The organism is Bacillus fungorum, from assembly GCF_002746455.1.
In the GTDB taxonomy this organism is placed as follows: domain Bacteria; phylum Bacillota; class Bacilli; order Bacillales; family Bacillaceae_G; genus Bacillus_A; species Bacillus_A fungorum.
The window spans coordinates 1-18,092 of record NZ_NWUW01000013.1; the positions used below are offsets into that span (position 1 = coordinate 1).

Annotated in this window: 15 protein-coding genes; 2 read left to right on the forward strand and 13 right to left on the reverse strand. The window is 32.6% G+C overall.

What is annotated here, in order from left to right:
• Positions 1–173 precede the first annotated feature (173 nt).
• From CO726_RS18170 to CO726_RS18190, 5 genes are all read right to left on the reverse strand, one after another.
• The gene (locus CO726_RS18170; protein WP_098760360.1) at positions 174–794 is read right to left on the reverse strand and encodes a YcnI family copper-binding membrane protein; all 621 of its coding nucleotides are present in this window, start codon (positions 792–794) and stop codon (positions 174–176) included.
• A gap of 172 nt (positions 795–966) precedes the next feature.
• Positions 967–2,616: a copper resistance CopC/CopD family protein gene (locus CO726_RS18175; RefSeq protein WP_136699728.1), complete on the reverse strand. Its 1,650-nt coding sequence runs from the start codon at positions 2,614–2,616 to the stop codon at positions 967–969.
• A 389-nt stretch (positions 2,617–3,005) separates the two neighbouring features.
• Positions 3,006–3,425 (reverse strand): VOC family protein, encoded by a 420-nt coding sequence (locus CO726_RS18180; protein WP_099685176.1) that lies wholly within the window; start codon positions 3,423–3,425, stop codon positions 3,006–3,008.
• Between the two features lie 85 nt (positions 3,426–3,510).
• Positions 3,511–4,869 carry a branched-chain amino acid transport system II carrier protein gene (brnQ, locus tag CO726_RS18185; protein ID WP_099685177.1) on the reverse strand — a complete coding sequence of 453 codons (1,359 nt, stop codon included), beginning with the start codon at positions 4,867–4,869 and terminating at the stop codon, positions 3,511–3,513.
• Positions 4,870–5,103: 234 nt separating this feature from the next.
• Positions 5,104–5,796, reverse strand: coding sequence for an FMN-dependent NADH-azoreductase (locus CO726_RS18190; protein WP_099685178.1), 693 nt, complete (start codon positions 5,794–5,796; stop codon positions 5,104–5,106).
• Positions 5,797–6,088: 292 nt separating this feature from the next.
• On the opposite strand from CO726_RS18190, the gene CO726_RS18195 reads away from it, so the two are divergent.
• Complete coding sequence (locus CO726_RS18195) at positions 6,089–7,054, forward strand: arsenic resistance protein (protein ID WP_099685179.1); 966 nt, start codon at positions 6,089–6,091, stop codon at positions 7,052–7,054.
• A 125-nt stretch (positions 7,055–7,179) separates the two neighbouring features.
• Here the strand turns inward: CO726_RS18195 and CO726_RS18200 are convergent, their stop codons facing one another.
• The 6 genes from CO726_RS18200 to CO726_RS18230 all read right to left on the reverse strand — a co-directional run bounded on the left by CO726_RS18200 (position 7,180) and on the right by CO726_RS18230 (position 16,599).
• Positions 7,180–8,427: a DUF4153 domain-containing protein gene (locus tag CO726_RS18200; RefSeq protein ID WP_099685180.1), complete on the reverse strand. Its 1,248-nt coding sequence runs from the start codon at positions 8,425–8,427 to the stop codon at positions 7,180–7,182.
• Positions 8,428–9,048: 621 nt separating this feature from the next.
• Positions 9,049–11,193 (reverse strand): DNA topoisomerase III, encoded by a 2,145-nt coding sequence (gene topB / locus CO726_RS18210; protein WP_098952115.1) that lies wholly within the window; start codon positions 11,191–11,193, stop codon positions 9,049–9,051.
• Positions 11,194–11,460: 267 nt separating this feature from the next.
• Complete coding sequence (locus CO726_RS18215; protein WP_099685181.1) at positions 11,461–12,933, reverse strand: ATP-binding cassette domain-containing protein; 1,473 nt, start codon at positions 12,931–12,933, stop codon at positions 11,461–11,463.
• A 247-nt stretch (positions 12,934–13,180) separates the two neighbouring features.
• Positions 13,181–14,425 carry an MFS transporter gene (locus CO726_RS18220; protein WP_342750656.1) on the reverse strand — a complete coding sequence of 415 codons (1,245 nt, stop codon included), beginning with the start codon at positions 14,423–14,425 and terminating at the stop codon, positions 13,181–13,183.
• Between the two features lie 28 nt (positions 14,426–14,453).
• Complete coding sequence (locus tag CO726_RS18225; RefSeq protein WP_342750658.1) at positions 14,454–15,137, reverse strand: lanthionine synthetase LanC family protein; 684 nt, start codon at positions 15,135–15,137, stop codon at positions 14,454–14,456.
• 184 nt (positions 15,138–15,321) lie between these two features.
• Positions 15,322–16,599 carry an aminopeptidase P family protein gene (locus CO726_RS18230; protein ID WP_099685184.1) on the reverse strand — a complete coding sequence of 426 codons (1,278 nt, stop codon included), beginning with the start codon at positions 16,597–16,599 and terminating at the stop codon, positions 15,322–15,324.
• Positions 16,600–16,788: 189 nt separating this feature from the next.
• Here CO726_RS18230 and CO726_RS18235 point away from each other — a divergent pair, with 189 nt between their 5' ends.
• The gene (locus tag CO726_RS18235) at positions 16,789–17,019 is read left to right on the forward strand and encodes a DUF896 domain-containing protein (protein ID WP_000789788.1); all 231 of its coding nucleotides are present in this window, start codon (positions 16,789–16,791) and stop codon (positions 17,017–17,019) included.
• Between the two features lie 47 nt (positions 17,020–17,066).
• Here CO726_RS18235 and CO726_RS18240 read toward each other — a convergent pair whose 3' ends face one another.
• Together CO726_RS18240 and CO726_RS18245 are read right to left on the reverse strand one after the other, a co-directional pair.
• The gene (locus CO726_RS18240) at positions 17,067–17,546 is read right to left on the reverse strand and encodes a CcdC family protein (protein ID WP_098762050.1); all 480 of its coding nucleotides are present in this window, start codon (positions 17,544–17,546) and stop codon (positions 17,067–17,069) included.
• 13 nt (positions 17,547–17,559) lie between these two features.
• The gene (locus CO726_RS18245; protein WP_098762048.1) at positions 17,560–17,958 is read right to left on the reverse strand and encodes a DUF2871 domain-containing protein; all 399 of its coding nucleotides are present in this window, start codon (positions 17,956–17,958) and stop codon (positions 17,560–17,562) included.
• Positions 17,959–18,092 lie beyond the last annotated feature (134 nt).

An 18,092-nucleotide genomic window follows, 5' to 3' on the forward strand; every position in this document is an offset into this window, starting at 1 on the left:
TTTGTGTAATCTCAAGATTTTGTTGATTATAAAACATAAAAACGCCTCCTTTCTTTTTATTCTTCTAGAAAAGGAGACATTTTTAAAGTGTTTTATTTAAAAATTGTATTGACAGAGTTGTTTTTCAACACTCTGAAGAAAGAGCCTACTGTTTGTAGGCTCTTTCTTATATCTTACTTTTTACGACGTACTACAAAAACGCACGTACCTACCGACGATACAATCGCCAAAATAGATAAAACAATTGCTATTACTTGCACATTACTAGTACCTTCATTCTTTTCTACACTAGACACTTCACCATGTTCTCCTGTTAATGACGTACCTTTTGCAATTGTAGTAAGTGAATGTGGTTTTTCATCTTTTTCATCGCCTGTCCATTCAACAATTTCTCCGTCTTTATATTGTTGGTATGCATCCCAAGCTATTTTTTGCTCTTTATCCGGATTTTTAGCGACGAAAGTAAATCGCTGGAACTGATTGGGTAAAATCCCTTCTCCTGTCGCTTCCCATACTACAGTTTTAACTTTTCCGGCATTATCTTTTTGCTCCTCCACTTTCCATCCTGGCACTGGTTCATACTGTTGGAACTCTACTCCAGACGGTATTTTCAGTGTAACTTTTGTCGTTGCTACATTTTTTTCAACTGGTACTTTTATCGTGTAAGTCTCCCAAGAGCCAATGTCAGAAGTTGCTGGCTTAACAGTTACGTGCGCACTAACAGGTAACGAAAAAATTCCCATTGCAATTACTGTTGCTATCATTGTTGTTCCTAATTTTTTTATACGTTTCATTTTCTATTTACTCCTTTTCATCTATAACGTCTCTTTCCCCCGCTTTAACGGGCAGTATGACTACCTCAAAATTCAGCGAAAGCAAAGAAGTTAGGCGGGGGGCTGCCGTAAAAGCCCAATTGGTGCGGGCTAATAAACAGTGGGGGATACCCCTACTGTTTAAAGTTTCACTTTATCTGCCACCTACAATAAATTTATAATCAGTATCGAAGCTATCAAGTGATTTTGTTAATCCATGTACTTGTATATTCCAGTTGCCTGTCATGTTAATATACATACCTTCCGCTTCATATTCTCCCGGTGAAACTGCCGAAACTTTAAATGATCCTTTTCCCATATTCATATCTAACGATTGAGTCGTTAATATAATTTGCTCCATATCAGTAACAGGTTGTCCGTTCTCATCCTTTAAAGTAATATGGAATATATTTTGCCCTACTTTATTAGGACTTACATTTAGCGTAAGTTCATATCCATTATCTAATTGTTTACTCTCTGTAAAAGGTCCAGTAGGAGGCATCGGTGGTGTTTGTACGTTTGTCATAAAAGCTACGATTACGAAAATGATAATTCCAATGATAAACTCTAATTTCACCGTAGCGCCTAATCCTTGCTCCGCTCTCATTTTCCCTTTCACATAATGAATAATTCCCAATATCCCCATGAAAATGAATGAAATTATCTTTGCTAATAAAGCTAATCCATACTTCGTATCAAATAAAGAGTGGATTGTTGGAATAAAAAATGTACTGTTAAAAAGACCTGTTATTAAAATCACGATGACAGCACCTGTTGCCCACGGTGAAAAACGCTTAATCATATCCCAATACATATTCCACTTGTCTTCCTCTTTACGTAAAAGAAGAATAATGGATGATAGACCGCCAATCCATAATGAAGCTGCAAATAAATGTAGAAAATCCATAACGACAGCAATTTCTTTAAACTTTAAACCATATGCATGACTATTAAAGGCTTTCATAACAAGTATCCCGATAAACAATACTATTGGAATGCTCCATACTTTAAACGAAGACAACTTCTCACGCTTCATCGCAAAATACGTAACGATTATAAGCAAACTAATAAGAGCCATTTGAGTGAGCCATACGTAACTAAAAACAGAAAGCTGTAATGTTTCTTTTAATAGTAAAGGATCGAATGCTTCTAGCCATGAAACATCAGCATTTATTTTCGCTTGTAATGGTAGATTAAATAGTAAACTAATGAATATACCAATTAATGAAATCCATATTATTTTTTTACTTCTTGATTGAACTTCTATTGCGTTCCCTTTATACATAATAAGATTAAAGAAGAGAACTCCTAAAAATAGTGAGAAACTTGTATATAGAACCCCACGCTCCATAATCATATCGATTTGCGGGACATAACCCATCTCTTCTACTTGTAGATCGTCTGCTCCCGCTTCCGCTAATCCAATACGGAACGGAATAACTCCTTGAATGGGATGCCCATCAGCTGAAATCACTTTCCACTGAATAGAGTAGAGACCGTTTTTGAGATTCTCTTTTAATCCAGCTTCTAATAGTTTTTTATTTCTTTTATCAATATGAGCATCTTTTAAATCTACTCTTGTACCTGAGGTATCTCTTACAAACAATGTATTAAAATGTGAAACTTGTATATCCTCATCGAATTCAATTTTTACAACAGCTGGTGCTTTCTTCAACGTTTCATTTTCAGCAGGGTTTGATTTCACAATGTACGCATGAGCAGATGCACTTTTCGGCATCAATATAATAAGCACACATGCAAGTAATAACCATGCCCCTAACCTTCCCATTACTTTCACACTCATTTCACTTCTTTCTTCCTCATCGCTCTATTTTCATTACATCTACTTCTCAAGTCGATTACTTGAAGAAATATTAACCTGATTAAATATAAACTTCTATACAGTATAACTCTTTATTTCTCTCTCACCTCTAGACTTCTAATATAATAGTAACTACCTTCACGGATACAACTTACATTTTTAAAGTCGAATGTTATTATATCATAAAATATATTTATGTAAGTTCTTGAAGAAGAAAAGTTATCGTGAATCATTTGTGAAGAAAATGTGAAATGCATAAAGTGAAACTTTAATTAATGTTTTTATTCATCTCCACTTATTATTAGTCCACAAATAACAGGATAAAGAAAAAGGTGTCACGTTAGTACGTAACACCTTTTTCAAAGTTTCTTTTATTTCACTTCCGGATAATCACAATATTCAATGATTGTTCCTTCTGTATCCGCTGGGTTAAGATATATTAATCTTCTGCCGTGTTTATTAATTCGAAGTGTATGCTCTAACGTTCGAATACCTTGTTCTTTTAACTCTTCTAAAGCTACATCTAAATCATCGACACGATACGCAACGTGATGAACACCCTTACCTTTTTGTTTTATAAATCGGGCAATTGGTGAAGTGGTGTTATTTGTCGGCGCAAGTAATTCAATTCTATCTCCATCCACTTCAAGAATGGCTACTTCGCTTTCAACACCAGGAGCTTCACTTACGTAACGATCTATTAAAGTGCCTAACAACACCTTTTCATAAAAACGTATCGTACTATCTATATCTCGAACTGCGATGCCGATATGATCAATTGTTTTTTTCATTTTATTTCCCCTACTACTTTATTTTTTCTCATTATTAATAGTAACAAAAAAAGTTATAGAATCAAAAATTCTATAACTTTTTTATTTAACCAATTTTCTTATTTGTATTTGCTGCTGGTTGAACTTGATTTTTTGCTTTTAAAACGCTAATGCCATATCCGATAAAACCACCGATAATCGCTGGGAAGATCCAGCCCAATCCTACTTCCTGCATCGGAAGGAATTTAGTAAACACTTGACTTACTACTTCAATGTTAACTCCAGCTGCACTTAATCCATCAAATAAACTGATGATAAATGTTACGATTAAACTCACTTGATAAACTTCAGCTCTTCCTTTGAATAATGAATGGAAGAATGTTAAGAAAATCAATACGATTGCTAGTGGATAAATTGCTGTTAAAACTGGAACAGAAACCGCAATTAATTGTGTTAACCCTACATTTGCAACAACCGCACTAAATACACATAGCGTGATTGCAATTGCTTTGTAAGGAACATTTGGGAATAACTTATGGAAGAATGAAGAACATGCTGATACAAGTCCCACACTAGTTGTTAAACACGCTACTGTAATCATTAACCCTAATAACACTCCGCCATATGATCCAAAATAGTAGTTAGAAACTTTCGCTAATACTTCTCCGCCGTTCTCTAAATGTCCAAGCTTTGCAACACTTGAAGCACCCATATAAGAAAGAGCTGTATAAATAATTGCTAAAATAGATGCGGCAATGATTGTCGCTTTTGCACAAACGACCATAATTTGTGTTTTCGTTTTTGCACCTTTTTCTTTAATTGCATTAATGATGATGATTCCAAATACGAATGATGCTAGCGTGTCCATTGTTAAGTATCCTTCTTGGAACCCTTTAAAGAATGCATGTGATGTATAAGCTTCAACTGGCGTTTGCATATCTCCAATCGGGTGAATAAAAGCAACGATTACTAAAATACCGATGAAAGTCAACTTAATTGGCGTTAAGATTTTTCCAACAATATCGACAATTTTCGCGGGATTTAGCGAAAAAAAACAAGTGATGCTAAAGAATATAATTGTGAAAAGAATTAAAGGTGTTGAACCTACTCCTTCTGGCATAAATGGTTTAAGACCAATTTCATAAGAAACATTTCCTGTTCTTGGTATTGCAAATAACGGACCAATTGCTAAGTATAAAACTGTTGTAAACACAATCCCGAACACTGGGTGAGCACGACTTGCTAATGACTGCAAATCATCTTTACCCGAAAAACCAAAGGCTAGTACACCTAGTAAGGGTAAACCTACTCCTGTTACTAAAAATCCAGCGTTAGCAATCCATACATTCTCTCCTGCCGATTGACCAAGCATTGCCGGGAATATTAAATTTCCTGCTCCAAAAAATAGTGCAAATAACATTAATCCAATAACTACTATGAACGAAAACGGTACTTTGTTCGTCATAATATAACCTCCATTCAAAATAACCTATGTCATTTCCATTTTTAACTAATTGAATTTTCTGAATATTTAACTTAAGTATCAACTATTCTTGAACTCATTATAGTTTGATATATAATATTTTGCAATACTATTTTCAAACTTTTCATTTATTTTATAAATATACATTTTTCAACATAGAAATAGACTAAAAAACCAACATGGTCATCCGTGTTGGTTTTTTACATTTACCATCAATTAAAATTTCGCCCCTACTTTCTTAACATTCTCTAAACCTTCTTCAACAATTTGTTGTGAACGATCTGGATATTGATTGTGTCCTTCAATTACAACAGTCTCTGGATTTGTAATTCCCCAGAAGCCAAGTACAGTTGTTACATAATTAACTGCCATTTCCATAGGAGCCATTTGTTCTGAAGAGTAATCCGAACCACGAGCACCTAATACAACAACTTTCTTATCGCCTGCTAAACCTTCTGGACCATTTGCTGTATATTTAAATGTTTTTCCAGCTTGAGATAAATATGAAATATACGTAATTAATGGCGCCGGCACTGTGAAGTTCCATAGTGGGAACGCAAATACAACTTTATCAGCTTCTAAAAACTGATTTAAATATTGATCTACCGTAGCAACTGCCTTCTCTTCTTCTGCTGTTAACTCCATTCCTTGACTACGTTTGTATCCACCTGAAATAGCGATATTTCCGTAATACGGAAGATCTAATGCGAATAAATCTAACTCTGTAATTTCTGTATTTGGGTTCGCTTCTTTATAAGCACTTACAAATGTTTCATACATTTTTGAACTAATTGCTTGCTCGGCTGGACGATCGTTTGCTTTTACAAATAATACTTTTGACATTGTTTTATTCCCCTCTACTTTTGTATTCTCTTCTTTTTTACCAAATAACGAGCTAAATAATCCCATTTTCTTCACCTAAACTTTCTTATCATATTCATTATTCATCATCATAAAAATTCTTATTCTAATAAAAAATTTCAATTGGTACCTTAAATAAAGCCAACAAAAACTTTTTGTTATTTAATTACCTTATGTAAGTGATTATAATATAGTCACTTACTTTAGTCAAGTAACTTTTAACAAAAAATAAATCTCGAATTAAAAATATTAACTAAAATACAATTGAACACCAAATACGACTTTATTACTTGTATAATAAACTTAGAGAGGAAAGTTCATATTTAGAAAGGATTTATTCATGAGCACTATAGAAAAGATTCAAACTTTTATTATTCTTTTTGCTGTTACATGCGGCATCATACTTGGACAAATTAATGTCATACATATGTATTCAGACAAATTTATTGTTCCCTTCTTATTTTTCATGCTATATGGATTATTCCTCATCATCCCATTAAAAGAAATAAAAAATGGATTTCGCAATTTAAAATTTGCTGGAACGAGCCTTACTATTAATTTTTTATGGACACCTTTACTCGCTTGGGGATTAGGTGCATTATTTCTTTCAGATCACCCAGCACTTTGGGTTGGATTTATTATGTTAATGGTTACTCCGTGTACAGACTGGTACTTAATCTTTACTGAAATAGCGAAAGGAAATGTAGCACTTTCTACTGCAATTCTACCTGTAAATTTAATTTTGCAAGTACTACTGCTTCCAATTTATTTATTTTTATTTGCTGGTGTTATGAAGACTGTAGCTGTTTCTGTTTTAGTAGAAAGTATTGTTATCGTAATCGTCTTACCATTTTTACTTGCACACGCTACAAAATTCATTATGAATAAACTGAAAAAAGCTGAAACACTCGAGAATAAACTCATTCCGTTTTTTAGCTCTGCGCAAATTGTATTTTTAAGTTTAGCAATAGTATCAATGTTTGCATCACAAGGTAAATATTTACTACAAAATATGAATGTCGTTTTTTTATTACTCATTCCTGTTCTATTGTTCTTCATCATTAATTTTGTACTAGGACAATTTATCGGACGCATTATGCGTTTATCTTATAAAGATACAGTAAGTTTAAACTTAACAACTTTGGCAAGAAACTCACCTGTTGCACTCGCTATTGCTGTGACTGCTTTTCCGGACGAGCCTCTTATTGCACTTGCACTCGTTATTGGACCGTTGATTGAGTTACCGGTACTAGCTTGTGTGTCACAAGTGTTATTACTTATTAAGAAAAAACAGCGATACACATAATAAAAAACGTCCTACTTTAGGACGTTTTTTATTGTCGAGAAATTATAAAAGTAACGATAGTTATCGGCTCTAAGGATTTTATACGTTATAGAAAATTAGCTTGTCGTTACATTAACAAAGCCTTTCTAGTTAAAAATTATAGGAAAAGTAAATATAACGAAAGCTGCCCAAAGTCCGTAGATTGGCAAATACTTCGTAACGGCATCTTGGATAGCTGTCGGTCCTGATTTGTTTTGCAAGAAACGCATATAGGAAAACATAATCCAAATTAAATTTGCCCAGATCAGTATGTTTACGCCTAAAACAACAAGTCTATTCGGTGTAATCCCGTAAGAAGAAAGTCTGAATACGATGGCTGATAATGCGACAGTGTCAATAATAAGCGCCAAAACAATTAAGGAAAAATTTATATAATCTAAAATGCTCTTTTTCTCGTCCGATTCACTCTCAACGATAGAAAATGTGGTAACAGCCAATACAACAAGGAGTATTCCGTTGAAGGCCATTAGGAAATTGCGGTCCAAGAACGGATTTTTCCCGACACATATAACCGTTATAAGATAGATCAACAATGTGATCAGAACGAGAGGACTAAAAATTTTAGATATGTATGGTGTAATATTTTTAGCAAGTTTAAGATTCATTGATACTAAATATGCAGCCACAATAGCGAGAGCAGCAGCGCCAAATAAAACAACATTACTAAAATAGAATTCTCCTATATCCAAGTCAACAAAGCTAAATAAACGCATGGTGAATACTGCTAGTATCATTCCGCTCACTGCCATGCTCGCGTAGAGAAGACAATATTCTAAATTAAATTTAATATAAGCTAATCTTGTACTGCCCTTTGAATATTCATTTCCCGTAAACGCAAGCCCTACTAAGACCCATAAAAATATAGGAAGATGTAAATAAGCAAGGATAATACTGTCTTTATAATTTAATGGCAACATATTAAGATACATCCCGGAAATTAGGAACAACGCTACAAGGGAATAAATAATACTTTTTTTCGGAGTATTATTGTAAACAAAATAAGCGGCAATAAAGGGAATTACACCAAAAGCCAGGTTAATTGGAGCAATTGCTCCCTGTTCAACAAAGTGGAAAATGATTCTGGTGCTTATCCCGGCCAGAATAGCTAAAAGGCCCATGAATAAGAAACCTTTTTGAAACAACGATTTTTTTTCTGTATTTGCCGCCTCATTGAAATACAACCTTTCATACCAAGCACCTAGAACCTGAGAATCAGGGTTTTGGACCCATGCTTGTGAGAATGACCTTTTAAAAGCTTTCGGGTCTTTTCTATATATTCTCTCCAACTCATGAGGGTTATCCATATTTTCAATAATCAAATTGTGAATGTTCATAGTTTTACCTCCTCTAATAAAAAAACAACGTTGTTACCTTTTCTATAAAGTGACACTTTAATCAGTGGGGGCTTTCTTCATCCCCCACTGATTATTAGTTGAACCAATCGGGCTTTTTACGGGCAGCCCGACCCCCACTTAACTTCTTTGCTTTCGCTGGATTTTGAGGTGAGGGTCTTACTGCCCGTTAATGCGGGATAAAAAGCACCTCACTAATTTATTATGATATTGATTTTAATATAATTTTTATTGTTTTACAATAATAAAGTATCAATTTAAAATAAGATTTTATTGTATATTTCATTTTTACCCAAAATAAAAATCATCCCTTATTCAAGGAAATACCCTATAGAATAAACTTTTTAAGTTTCTATTCTATAGGGTACATTTTTTTATTTTGTGATACATTTCCCTCGTTAGATTGATAGATATGTAGTGTTAGCCATAATATTTTTTCACTAGCGAGAATAATATTCGTATTCTTTCTCCTAACTAAATCGAGCGAAAAAAATAGTTCTATCAATCATTTTTACATATAAAAGAAGCATGACGAAAAATCGTCATGCTTCTTAGTGATTCAACCTAATTAAATTATATTAGCTGCTTTAGACTTTGTCATTATTAATTCTCAAACACAAAATTAATCTTATTATCTTTCCACTCTAACTTCGCATCAAACGTTTTCTCACCTTTTTTAAAGCCTTTAATTAAATCGGTCTTTTCACCTTTTAAGAGCTTTGTCATATTCTTTTGCGAAATTGTTTTACTTAATATTTTCTTTGAGATGGTAAAGTCACATTGTGTCGTGTTGTAATTAGAACAGCCGTAAAACGTTGACTTATCAATTACATCGCCATCACATTTTTTACAGCTACCAACCTTTTTACCTGTTGTAAATTTCGATCCTTTTCGCTCAATCGATTCAACATGTAATCCGGTGAAATCCCACTTCTCAGACATTTCAACCGCATCTTCTATAATTTTAGCCGATAGCTTTTTCGTTTGTTCCATAAATGTAGCTGGTGAAGCCGTGCCTTCACCAATTTCTGCAAGGCGCTGCTCCCATTTCGCTGTCATTTCTGGTGAAGCTAGTATTTTGTCACCGATTGCGGTAATTAATACTTTTCCTTTATCAGTCGCATACACTTGGTTTTTCTTCACATCTATATATTTACGGTCTTTTAGCATCGTAATAATACCTGCACGAGTCGCTTCTGTACCTAAACCTTCTGTTTTCTTTAATACTTTCTCCAGCTCTTCATTCTCTAAATACTTACCAGCGGTTTTCATCAATGTAATAAGCTGTCCTTCTGTATAACGCTTTGGCGGCTGTGTTTTTCCTTCTTTCACTTTCACCTTTACAACTTTTCCTTCTTCACCTTCAACTACAATTGGAAGAATTGTTTCGTCATCTTTATCGTCTTGGAAAATAACTTTACGCCATCCTTCTTGAATTTGCTGTTTTCCTTTTGAAATAAATTCAGCGCGTTCATCTACAAGCGTAATAATTGTTGTATAGTCAAAGATTGCAACTTCATAATGAGCTGCAATGAGTCTTCTCACAATCATATCGTAAATTTTCTTTTCATCACCTGATAATCTGCTTGGATTTGTAACTTGCTCTGTCGGAATAATTGCGTAGTGATCTGTTACTTTCTTTTCATTCACATAACGCTTATTATTCATAATCGATTCAACTGGAGCTGGTAATAAATCTTTATATTCATCAAATTGACTTAACTTCTGTAAAATATCAGGGAATGTCGCTGCCTCTCCTTGCGTAACATAGTTGGAATCCGAACGAGGATAAGAAACAATCCCTTTTTGATATAGTGCTTGCGTTATATCAAGCGTCTTTTTTGGCGAAAATTTAAATGCTTTATTTGCCGTTGCTTGCAGTGATGATAAGTTAAATAAAAGCGGCGGCTGAAACTCTTTACGTTCCGTTTTCATTTCCTTTACAACTGCCGGTTTGCCTTGGCAAAATGCCGCAATTTTATTCGCCATATCAGGGTCTTTTAAGCGGGATTCATTATCCTTTTCCCATTTCCCGTCATATTTCTTTCCTTCTATATTAAAGGTTGCGAACACTTCCCAAAACGGCTCTGACTTAAAGTTTTCAATTTCTTTCTCACGCTTTACGATTAATGCGAGTGTTGGGGTTTGTACACGACCGGCAGAAAATACATCGTTCATTCCTTTTTTCTTTAACAAAATACTAAAGACACGCGATGCATTCATACCAACGACCCAATCCGCACATGACCTTGTATACGCCTCATAGTACGTATTGATTGTATCTGATTCATCAAGCAAGTTTTTAAATCCTTGATAAATAGCTTGTTTTGTTAAAGATGAAATCCAAAGACGTTTCATCGGCTTTTGCACGTTACAAAGGTTAATAATATTTCGTACAATCAATTCCCCTTCACGCCCAGCATCGCCCGCGTGAATAATTTCTGTTACCTGAGGATTATGTAACAGCTGTTTCACAACGTTAAATTGCTTATACTTTGACTTTGTTACCTCAAACTGAAAACGCTCTGGAATCATCGGTAACGTATTAAGTGACCATTTTTTCCACTCTGCGTGATAATGCTCTGGATTACATAACTGCGTCAAATGACCAATTGCCCATGTACAGTACGCTCCATTTGGGAATAACTCATTCGCTTCTACTTCTAAATATCCATCTTTCCGGCGATATTTAAACTGGGAAACAAGAGCCAATCCTTGATCTGGTTTCTCGGCAATAATTAATTTCATTTTATAACTCCCTATCTGTATTCCAGTGTTACTTTCGTTGTCTATCTGTTTTAGAGGCGATGATAAAAGAACAATCTTATTTATCATTCGCGGTTTGTCTCGCAAATGGGAGACATATAATATTATACGCTGATTCTTTACGGGTTCACAATAGGGAGAAATACATAATGAAAGTAACATCTCAAAATTCATTTTTTGTAACATCCTAATTCTAGAATCAAAAGCTTATTCGCATCTATATTATTTATTACACTTCAAAAAATCCCATTAAAAATATGGTATTAATTCTATCTTTTTAGTAGCTATCGCATTTACTAAATATTCATTATGGTCTACACCAATGATAGTTGGTTCATATTTCTTTATTGCATCAATGAGTTGCTGAATTACGAACATATCTAAATAATTCGTTACCTCATCCCAAATAAACAGCTTATTTTCCCCTAATAATGCATTTGCTAAAAATACTTTCTTCTGCTCCCCCGAGCTCCAGTTTTCACTTGATATATGTGAGAAACTATTACGATTAATTCCTAATTGATATAATAGGTGCCAATACTCTTCTTTTTCTTCTTTCGTAGATAACTGATTAAGTAAAGAGTAATACCCTTCCTCTTCTTGATTTTTTTGACGAAGTACTGACACCTGATCAGGTAAATTAATCCTATAATCTCCAATTGTTTCTAGACCCTCTTCTCCAAGAATAAAATTTAGTAATGTCGATTTTCCAACACCATTTTTACCTTCAATAAAGAAGCGTTCTGTTGGATAAATATCTATGTTAATCGGTTTAAAAAGAGGTGTCCCGTCTCTCAAAATAGAAAAATCACGAAAATATAGTACTTGTTTTCTTGGTTGTTCAATTATCATTTTCAAATCAGACACAGCTTCAATATTATTAATAAGATCTTCTTTTTCTTCAATCATTGCCACTGTCCGTTTTTTAATGGCTTTTGCTCTTTTCATTTGTTTTGCGGCGAGACGTCTTTCTGCGGCATCTCTCGTACTATTCTCTCTTTTTATCCCCCAAGTATTTACTTGTCTTGAAACATCATGAAGCCGTTTTATTTCGGATTTAAGTTTGGAATTTTTTTCTGCAGAAAGCATGTCTGCATTTTCTTTTTCTTGTTTCCATGTATCTACATTGCCACTAATCAAATCAATAGATTCTTGATTTATAGCTAAAATATGATCAACAAATTGATTTAAAAAAGATTCATCATGGCTTGTAAGAATAAATCCTTTTTTTCGCTTTAAATATTGCCCTACAATTTTTCTACCATGCAAATCTAAATTATTTGTCGGTTCATCAATTAAAGGAAATGAATTTTCATTTAAAAATAATTCAATAAGTAAAAGTTTTGTTTGTTCTCCACCACTTAATACATTAAATTGTTTATCTAAAATCTCTGGTGATAAATCCATATAACTTAACTCTCGTTCAATTTTCCAAACTTCCATAAGTGGGTTTTGTTTCAATAACACTTCTAACGCAGTTATATTTTCATGGCTATGTGGATAGGAAGGAAAGTATTTAAAGTCTAATGTCGATTGGATTGTACCTTCATATTCAAATTCATTCAAAAGAATTTTCAAAAAAGTTGTTTTCCCCCGACCATTCCTACCAACAAGTCCTAACTTCCAATTTTCATCTATATTTAAATCTAAATTTCTAAAAATAGGTTGAATCATCGATACGTATTTAAATGTCATATTTCTTATAATAATATTCCCTGCCATTTTGATCATCCTCTTTCTAGCTATGAACATATCAGCATTTATATTTTATGAAACTTATATGATAATTAAATTCATCCATTTTATTTATTTTTGATAAAGGCTCATCAGTCACATCATATTATTCTTTATTAGAAATACTGTACCAAATTTGATGATTCCCTAAAAATAGCACCACTAATCTTATACCTACAAATAAAAGAAAATACGCCTATTGATAATGGGTATTATACAAATGAAATAAAAGGTTTTAACGTTTCTCCGGAATTGTAGAATTTTTCATTCTTAGAGTAATAGAATAAATAAGTGTAAATAAAGATACTATAAACAATATTATCCATGAAATTTGAATTGAAATCATATTTGCTATTAATAAGAAAATAGCACTTCCTAATGGAAGGGTTAATTGAACTAATGTATAAAAAATACTAGTTACTGAACTAATTGACTGTTCAGGAGCAACAATCATAATAAATGAATCAATTCGAGGATTAGATAAACCTAGAAAATATCCCGCTAAGAAAGTTAATACTAATAATACATATTTATCTTGTAAAAATATAATAGTTGCAATTATTGCAACAGTAATTAAAATTTCTAAAATCAAGTTTAATTCTATCGATTTATTTCTAAAAAAAGATAAAGGAAGAAGAGCTCCTAAAATCACACCAATAGTTTCTACAGTACCAATTATAGCAATCGTAAAACCAAATGAACCAAATTGTAAACTTTCATTACTAACATACGTGAGGGGAAGTAGGGAAAACTGTGCCGAACTTATTAAATTTATTATTGAGAATAATAATGTAAAATGAAACAGCTGCTTTAAATCAATTAATATTTTCAAATTATTAACACAATCCACAAAAAAGGTATTAATGTATCCAAACAACTGAGAATTTTCTTTTTTGTAATCCACTTTCATTATCGGTATAAGAATTTGAAATCTTTCTTTATTTACCCATAAAACTATGAAAGATAATATAAAAAACATTGCATTCAATATGCCAAAAAAAGCGAAATTATATTGAAGTAAGACTATTAGAGTAGCCCCAAATAGTTTACCTACCAAGTCTATTGAACGCATAATCCCTGATTGGAATGATCTTGCATCAGTTAAATCTCTTTGTTCAACGATATTTTTGGTAATTGGCAATGACAAATAAGAGGTATAGGTGCCAGCTAAATCGCTAATAAAATTAATAAAAATTACTATACCAAAAATTATCCAACTATGTGAAAAACCAACTAAGATAGCAAAAATAATGTATAGCAATGCTTGTAATAACCTCATTATCATTACCATCTTAAACTTATCTTTTGTTTTATCAGAAATATAACCTATAATGAAATCCCCTATATAGGGAATCGTGGAGATAAATGTTACAGCACTTATTGCTAACTCTGGATTAGGAAATGATTTAGCATAAATTATGAAAACTATATCGAATAAGGTTATTCCAATTACACTTAATATATTTGAAGATAAAAAAATCGAAAATTAATATTTTTTAGAAATAAATTCATGTGAGAACTCCATTATTAATATAATTTAAAACTTCTTTTTGAACATATACAATCCCTGCATTTCCACTCTCCAAATCAAACGTTAGATTTTGAAAATTATTATTAGGAGTATAGGAACAACCATCTATATCAAGTGTAAAGGTCTCAACATTTAATAATATTGATATTGCTTCATCAATTAAGTCTTTTTTAGAAAAAACCTTTCCTGCTTTAAATAGCATATAAGCAATTCCTGATAATCCATCAAGAAATCCAGGATATTGTGTCCATTTCTCTTTCCTTAAAGCATCTACAGCAGGAAGAATTATATTTTTTTTCAAATCTTCTTTGACTTCCTTAGAGAAATCTCCACATAAATACAACTCTAATCCAATATATACGAAGCCAGCCAGTCCGTCTTTTATATATGGAGAAGCAATTCTCCCTCCAATCTCCGTTGGAAAACATAAATCTTTATCCTTTCCCAATTCTACAATATTACTTTTTACATTTCTAAAAATATCCATAGCTCTGTTTATATTTTGATAATCATTCGTTCGCTTGTACATTAATATTTCAAAATCGGCGATACCTAAATAACCATCTATAATTCCTAATTTATCTCCTTGTTTATAGGAAAGTTTATGCTGATCTATTTTATATCGATATATCCATAACTTCCATTTTTTTAAATTAACCAGCTAAAGAAATTCTATTTTTCATACTCAAAAATAGGTATTGCATGCATAACTTTTCGGCTCTCTTTATATTTGATTACATGGAAACGTAACAAATACTATATAGATATCGAAACTTCCATATAACATCTTCTAACACATCCCCACAAAAAAAAGACCCTCAAAAACAGAGCGTCTTTCCCAATCGTTATTTCGTAACAACTTCATCTTCTTTTACATTATGTTTACTCATAAACGCTTCAATCTCTTCAACTTCTCTAATGATATCTTTTGACAAGTTTTCATACCCATCTTTCGTTACGAGAATATCATCTTCTATTCGAATACCGATTGACTCTTCTTCAATATAAAGACCAGGTTCAATTGTAATAACCATGCCTTCTTCTAATACTCTATCTTTGTATGTACCTACATCATGCGTATCTAAACCAAGGAAATGACTGACACCATGATAATAATATTTAGATAATTCTTCGTCTTCTTGAATTAAACCAATTGCTTTACACTCTTCTGCCAGTACCTTTTTTGTATGCTCATTTAATGCAGCAAACTTTAAGCCTGGCTTAATAATCTCAGTTGTTTTTTTCAATGCTTTTAATACGATATTATAAATTTGTTTTTGGCGACTAGAGAATGTTCCATTTGCCGGGAATGTATAACTAATATCAGCGTTATAGTAGTTTTTTTGAGCGCCTAAATCTAGTAATACTAAATCACCATTTTGAATTTGTGCATCATTATCTTCATAATGAAGAACTGTAGCATTTTTCCCACTTGCCAAAATTGTATTGAACGCATGATGCTTAATGCCAAAAGATTTTAGTGTGAAATCAAACTGAGCTTCTAATTCATATTCCATCATGTCTGCTTTTGCATGCTTAAGTACGTTGTAAATACCGTCTTTCGTTACAGTAATCGCTTCTTTAATAATTTCAATTTCTTCTTCTGTTTTAAATACTCGCAATTCACAAATGTTCGGATATACATTACCAATTGTTACGTGTGGGTATTGTTCCCTTACATGTTTAGCAAACGCTAGCGTTTTTGTCTCCGCACCATTCCACTCACGGCGCTCTAAATCTAAATATAGATGCTTCACATTTTCTGTAAAAAGTATATTTGACATTGTCTTTTCAAAGCTATCTAAATATACAACTTTTTTTATACCTGAAATTTTCTCTGCTTCTTCGTTAGAAACTGTTTTACCGACCCATTTTTCCATTACTGGATCTGATTTTTCAATGAAAAGTATTTCTTCTACATTATTTCCAAACTTCTTCAACATGAAAATAACATTTGGTTCATCGATTCCTGTTACATAGTAAAAATTTCGATTCGGCACAAATTTATAATGCGCATCCGCTGACATATGAGGTGCTTGTCCAGCAAATAAAATAGTAATTGATTCATTTGGTAATGTGTTTACTAATCGTTCTCTATTTTGAGCAAAAAATGTTGATTTCATAATAATCCCCCTAGTGTTCTATGTATGATTAAAAAACTAATTATCTAATCAATTCATTTTATTATTGTTATAATTTTTCGTCAATTTTTAACCTTTTTTGATGGTGTTGACATAATTAAAATTACACGTTACAATAACTATAAATTAGTAAGTAACTAATGTAATTAAATTAAATCAGAGGTGAAACAAATGAAAAACATTTTATTCCGTATTAACGAATTATCAAAAAAAGAAAAAGTATCTGGATTAACAGTTGATGAAAAACAAGAACAACAAATGTTGCGGCAAAACTATACACAAACATTTCGTGGAAGCTTAGATTCCATTTTATTAAACACAAAAATTGTTGATCAAAATGGTCTTAACGTTACACCGGCGGCATTACAAGATGCTCAAATACGTTTAAAATTAAGCAAATGAGTTCCGCGCTAAAGAATTTCAATAAAACATAAAAGGAGCTGGATTTCCTATATAGAAATTCCAGCTCCTTTTATTGTCTTTTCTAATTTAGTAAACGAACGATACATCGCAATTCTCCACGACACAATCATCGCAAATGCGAGTAAGAAAAACATTCCGCTTAACTCTGCTAAATCAATCGATTGACTTAAATATGATTTTAATGCTACTCGTACAGCCAATAACCCAACTAAAATAAATATGAATGCTTTTGACGGTTTCATAAATATATGCTCGCCTCTTATTTCAAACTTAGTTGTTTTAATTAGAAGTATAGAGAAAATAAGTCCTATGCTAATCGCCTCTACTATCTCTAACGATGTTAATCGAAACTCCGGTAAGAAGTACATCATTGCGCCAGTACTCATAAAAAGTGGCGGCAATATAATTTTCTTTTTCGTTACCGGCTTTTTTGCTGCTTTAAAGCGAAGAAACATTACTCCAACAGCCATACAGACTGCTACGATACTTGATAAAAGTGCTATCATAATTTCTCCACTCCTATCTATTTAAAGATTTTTTAAGCAAAATCATAAACCAAACGAACCCGATACTTATAATAACATGAGCCAATCCAGCCATATGGCTTAAACCATTAAAGTCAGTTCCGTTGACTTGTAGTAGACCTCTACATACCATTGTAACGATAGTAAAAATTAATCCTACATTATAAACAACAAACCATGCACGAAAGCTTTTTGTTTCTTGTACATGAAACACTTTAAATAACGCAAAAGCAACTAAAAAGAATATGAAGCCAAGCACTAGTACGTGTGTATGTACTAATTGCAACATTGTGGATCCTTTAATTCCTTGTGCTTTCGTATACTCTCTTGCAAATACACCTGATAATAAACCAATAATTAAGTAAATGAATGCCGCATTATATAATCTCTTCATTATATTCCTCCTGCTGTATAACGATAATTTATATCGTCATTTCCTTATCTGCTGCAATCATTTTACGCAAAGTTTATGAACGGAATATGAACAAACTATTACATTCAACTTTTGAAAATAAAAAAGCCATTCCA

Bases quoted from the DNA above. Each gene is read 5' to 3' on its own strand.
- CO726_RS18235 (WP_000789788.1), top strand. From the start codon at position 16,789: ATGAAAAACATTTTATTCCGTATTAACGAATTATCAAAAAAAGAAAAA.
- CO726_RS18170 (WP_098760360.1), bottom strand. From the start codon at position 794: ATGAAACGTATAAAAAAATTAGGAACAACAATGATAGCAACAGTAATT.
- CO726_RS18240 (WP_098762050.1), bottom strand. From the start codon at position 17,546: ATGATAGCACTTTTATCAAGTATCGTAGCAGTCTGTATGGCTGTTGGA.
- CO726_RS18190 (WP_099685178.1), bottom strand. From the start codon at position 5,796: ATGGGATTATTTAGCTCGTTATTTGGTAAAAAAGAAGAGAATACAAAA.
- CO726_RS18245 (WP_098762048.1), bottom strand. From the start codon at position 17,958: ATGAAGAGATTATATAATGCGGCATTCATTTACTTAATTATTGGTTTA.
- topB (WP_098952115.1), bottom strand. From the start codon at position 11,193: ATGAAATTAATTATTGCCGAGAAACCAGATCAAGGATTGGCTCTTGTT.
- CO726_RS18230 (WP_099685184.1), bottom strand. From the start codon at position 16,599: ATGAAATCAACATTTTTTGCTCAAAATAGAGAACGATTAGTAAACACA.
- CO726_RS18215 (WP_099685181.1), bottom strand. From the start codon at position 12,933: ATGGCAGGGAATATTATTATAAGAAATATGACATTTAAATACGTATCG.
- brnQ (WP_099685177.1), bottom strand. From the start codon at position 4,869: ATGACGAACAAAGTACCGTTTTCGTTCATAGTAGTTATTGGATTAATG.
- CO726_RS18200 (WP_099685180.1), bottom strand. From the start codon at position 8,427: ATGAACATTCACAATTTGATTATTGAAAATATGGATAACCCTCATGAG.
- CO726_RS18175 (WP_136699728.1), bottom strand. From the start codon at position 2,616: ATGAGTGTGAAAGTAATGGGAAGGTTAGGGGCATGGTTATTACTTGCA.
- CO726_RS18180 (WP_099685176.1), bottom strand. From the start codon at position 3,425: ATGAAAAAAACAATTGATCATATCGGCATCGCAGTTCGAGATATAGAT.
- CO726_RS18195 (WP_099685179.1), top strand. From the start codon at position 6,089: ATGAGCACTATAGAAAAGATTCAAACTTTTATTATTCTTTTTGCTGTT.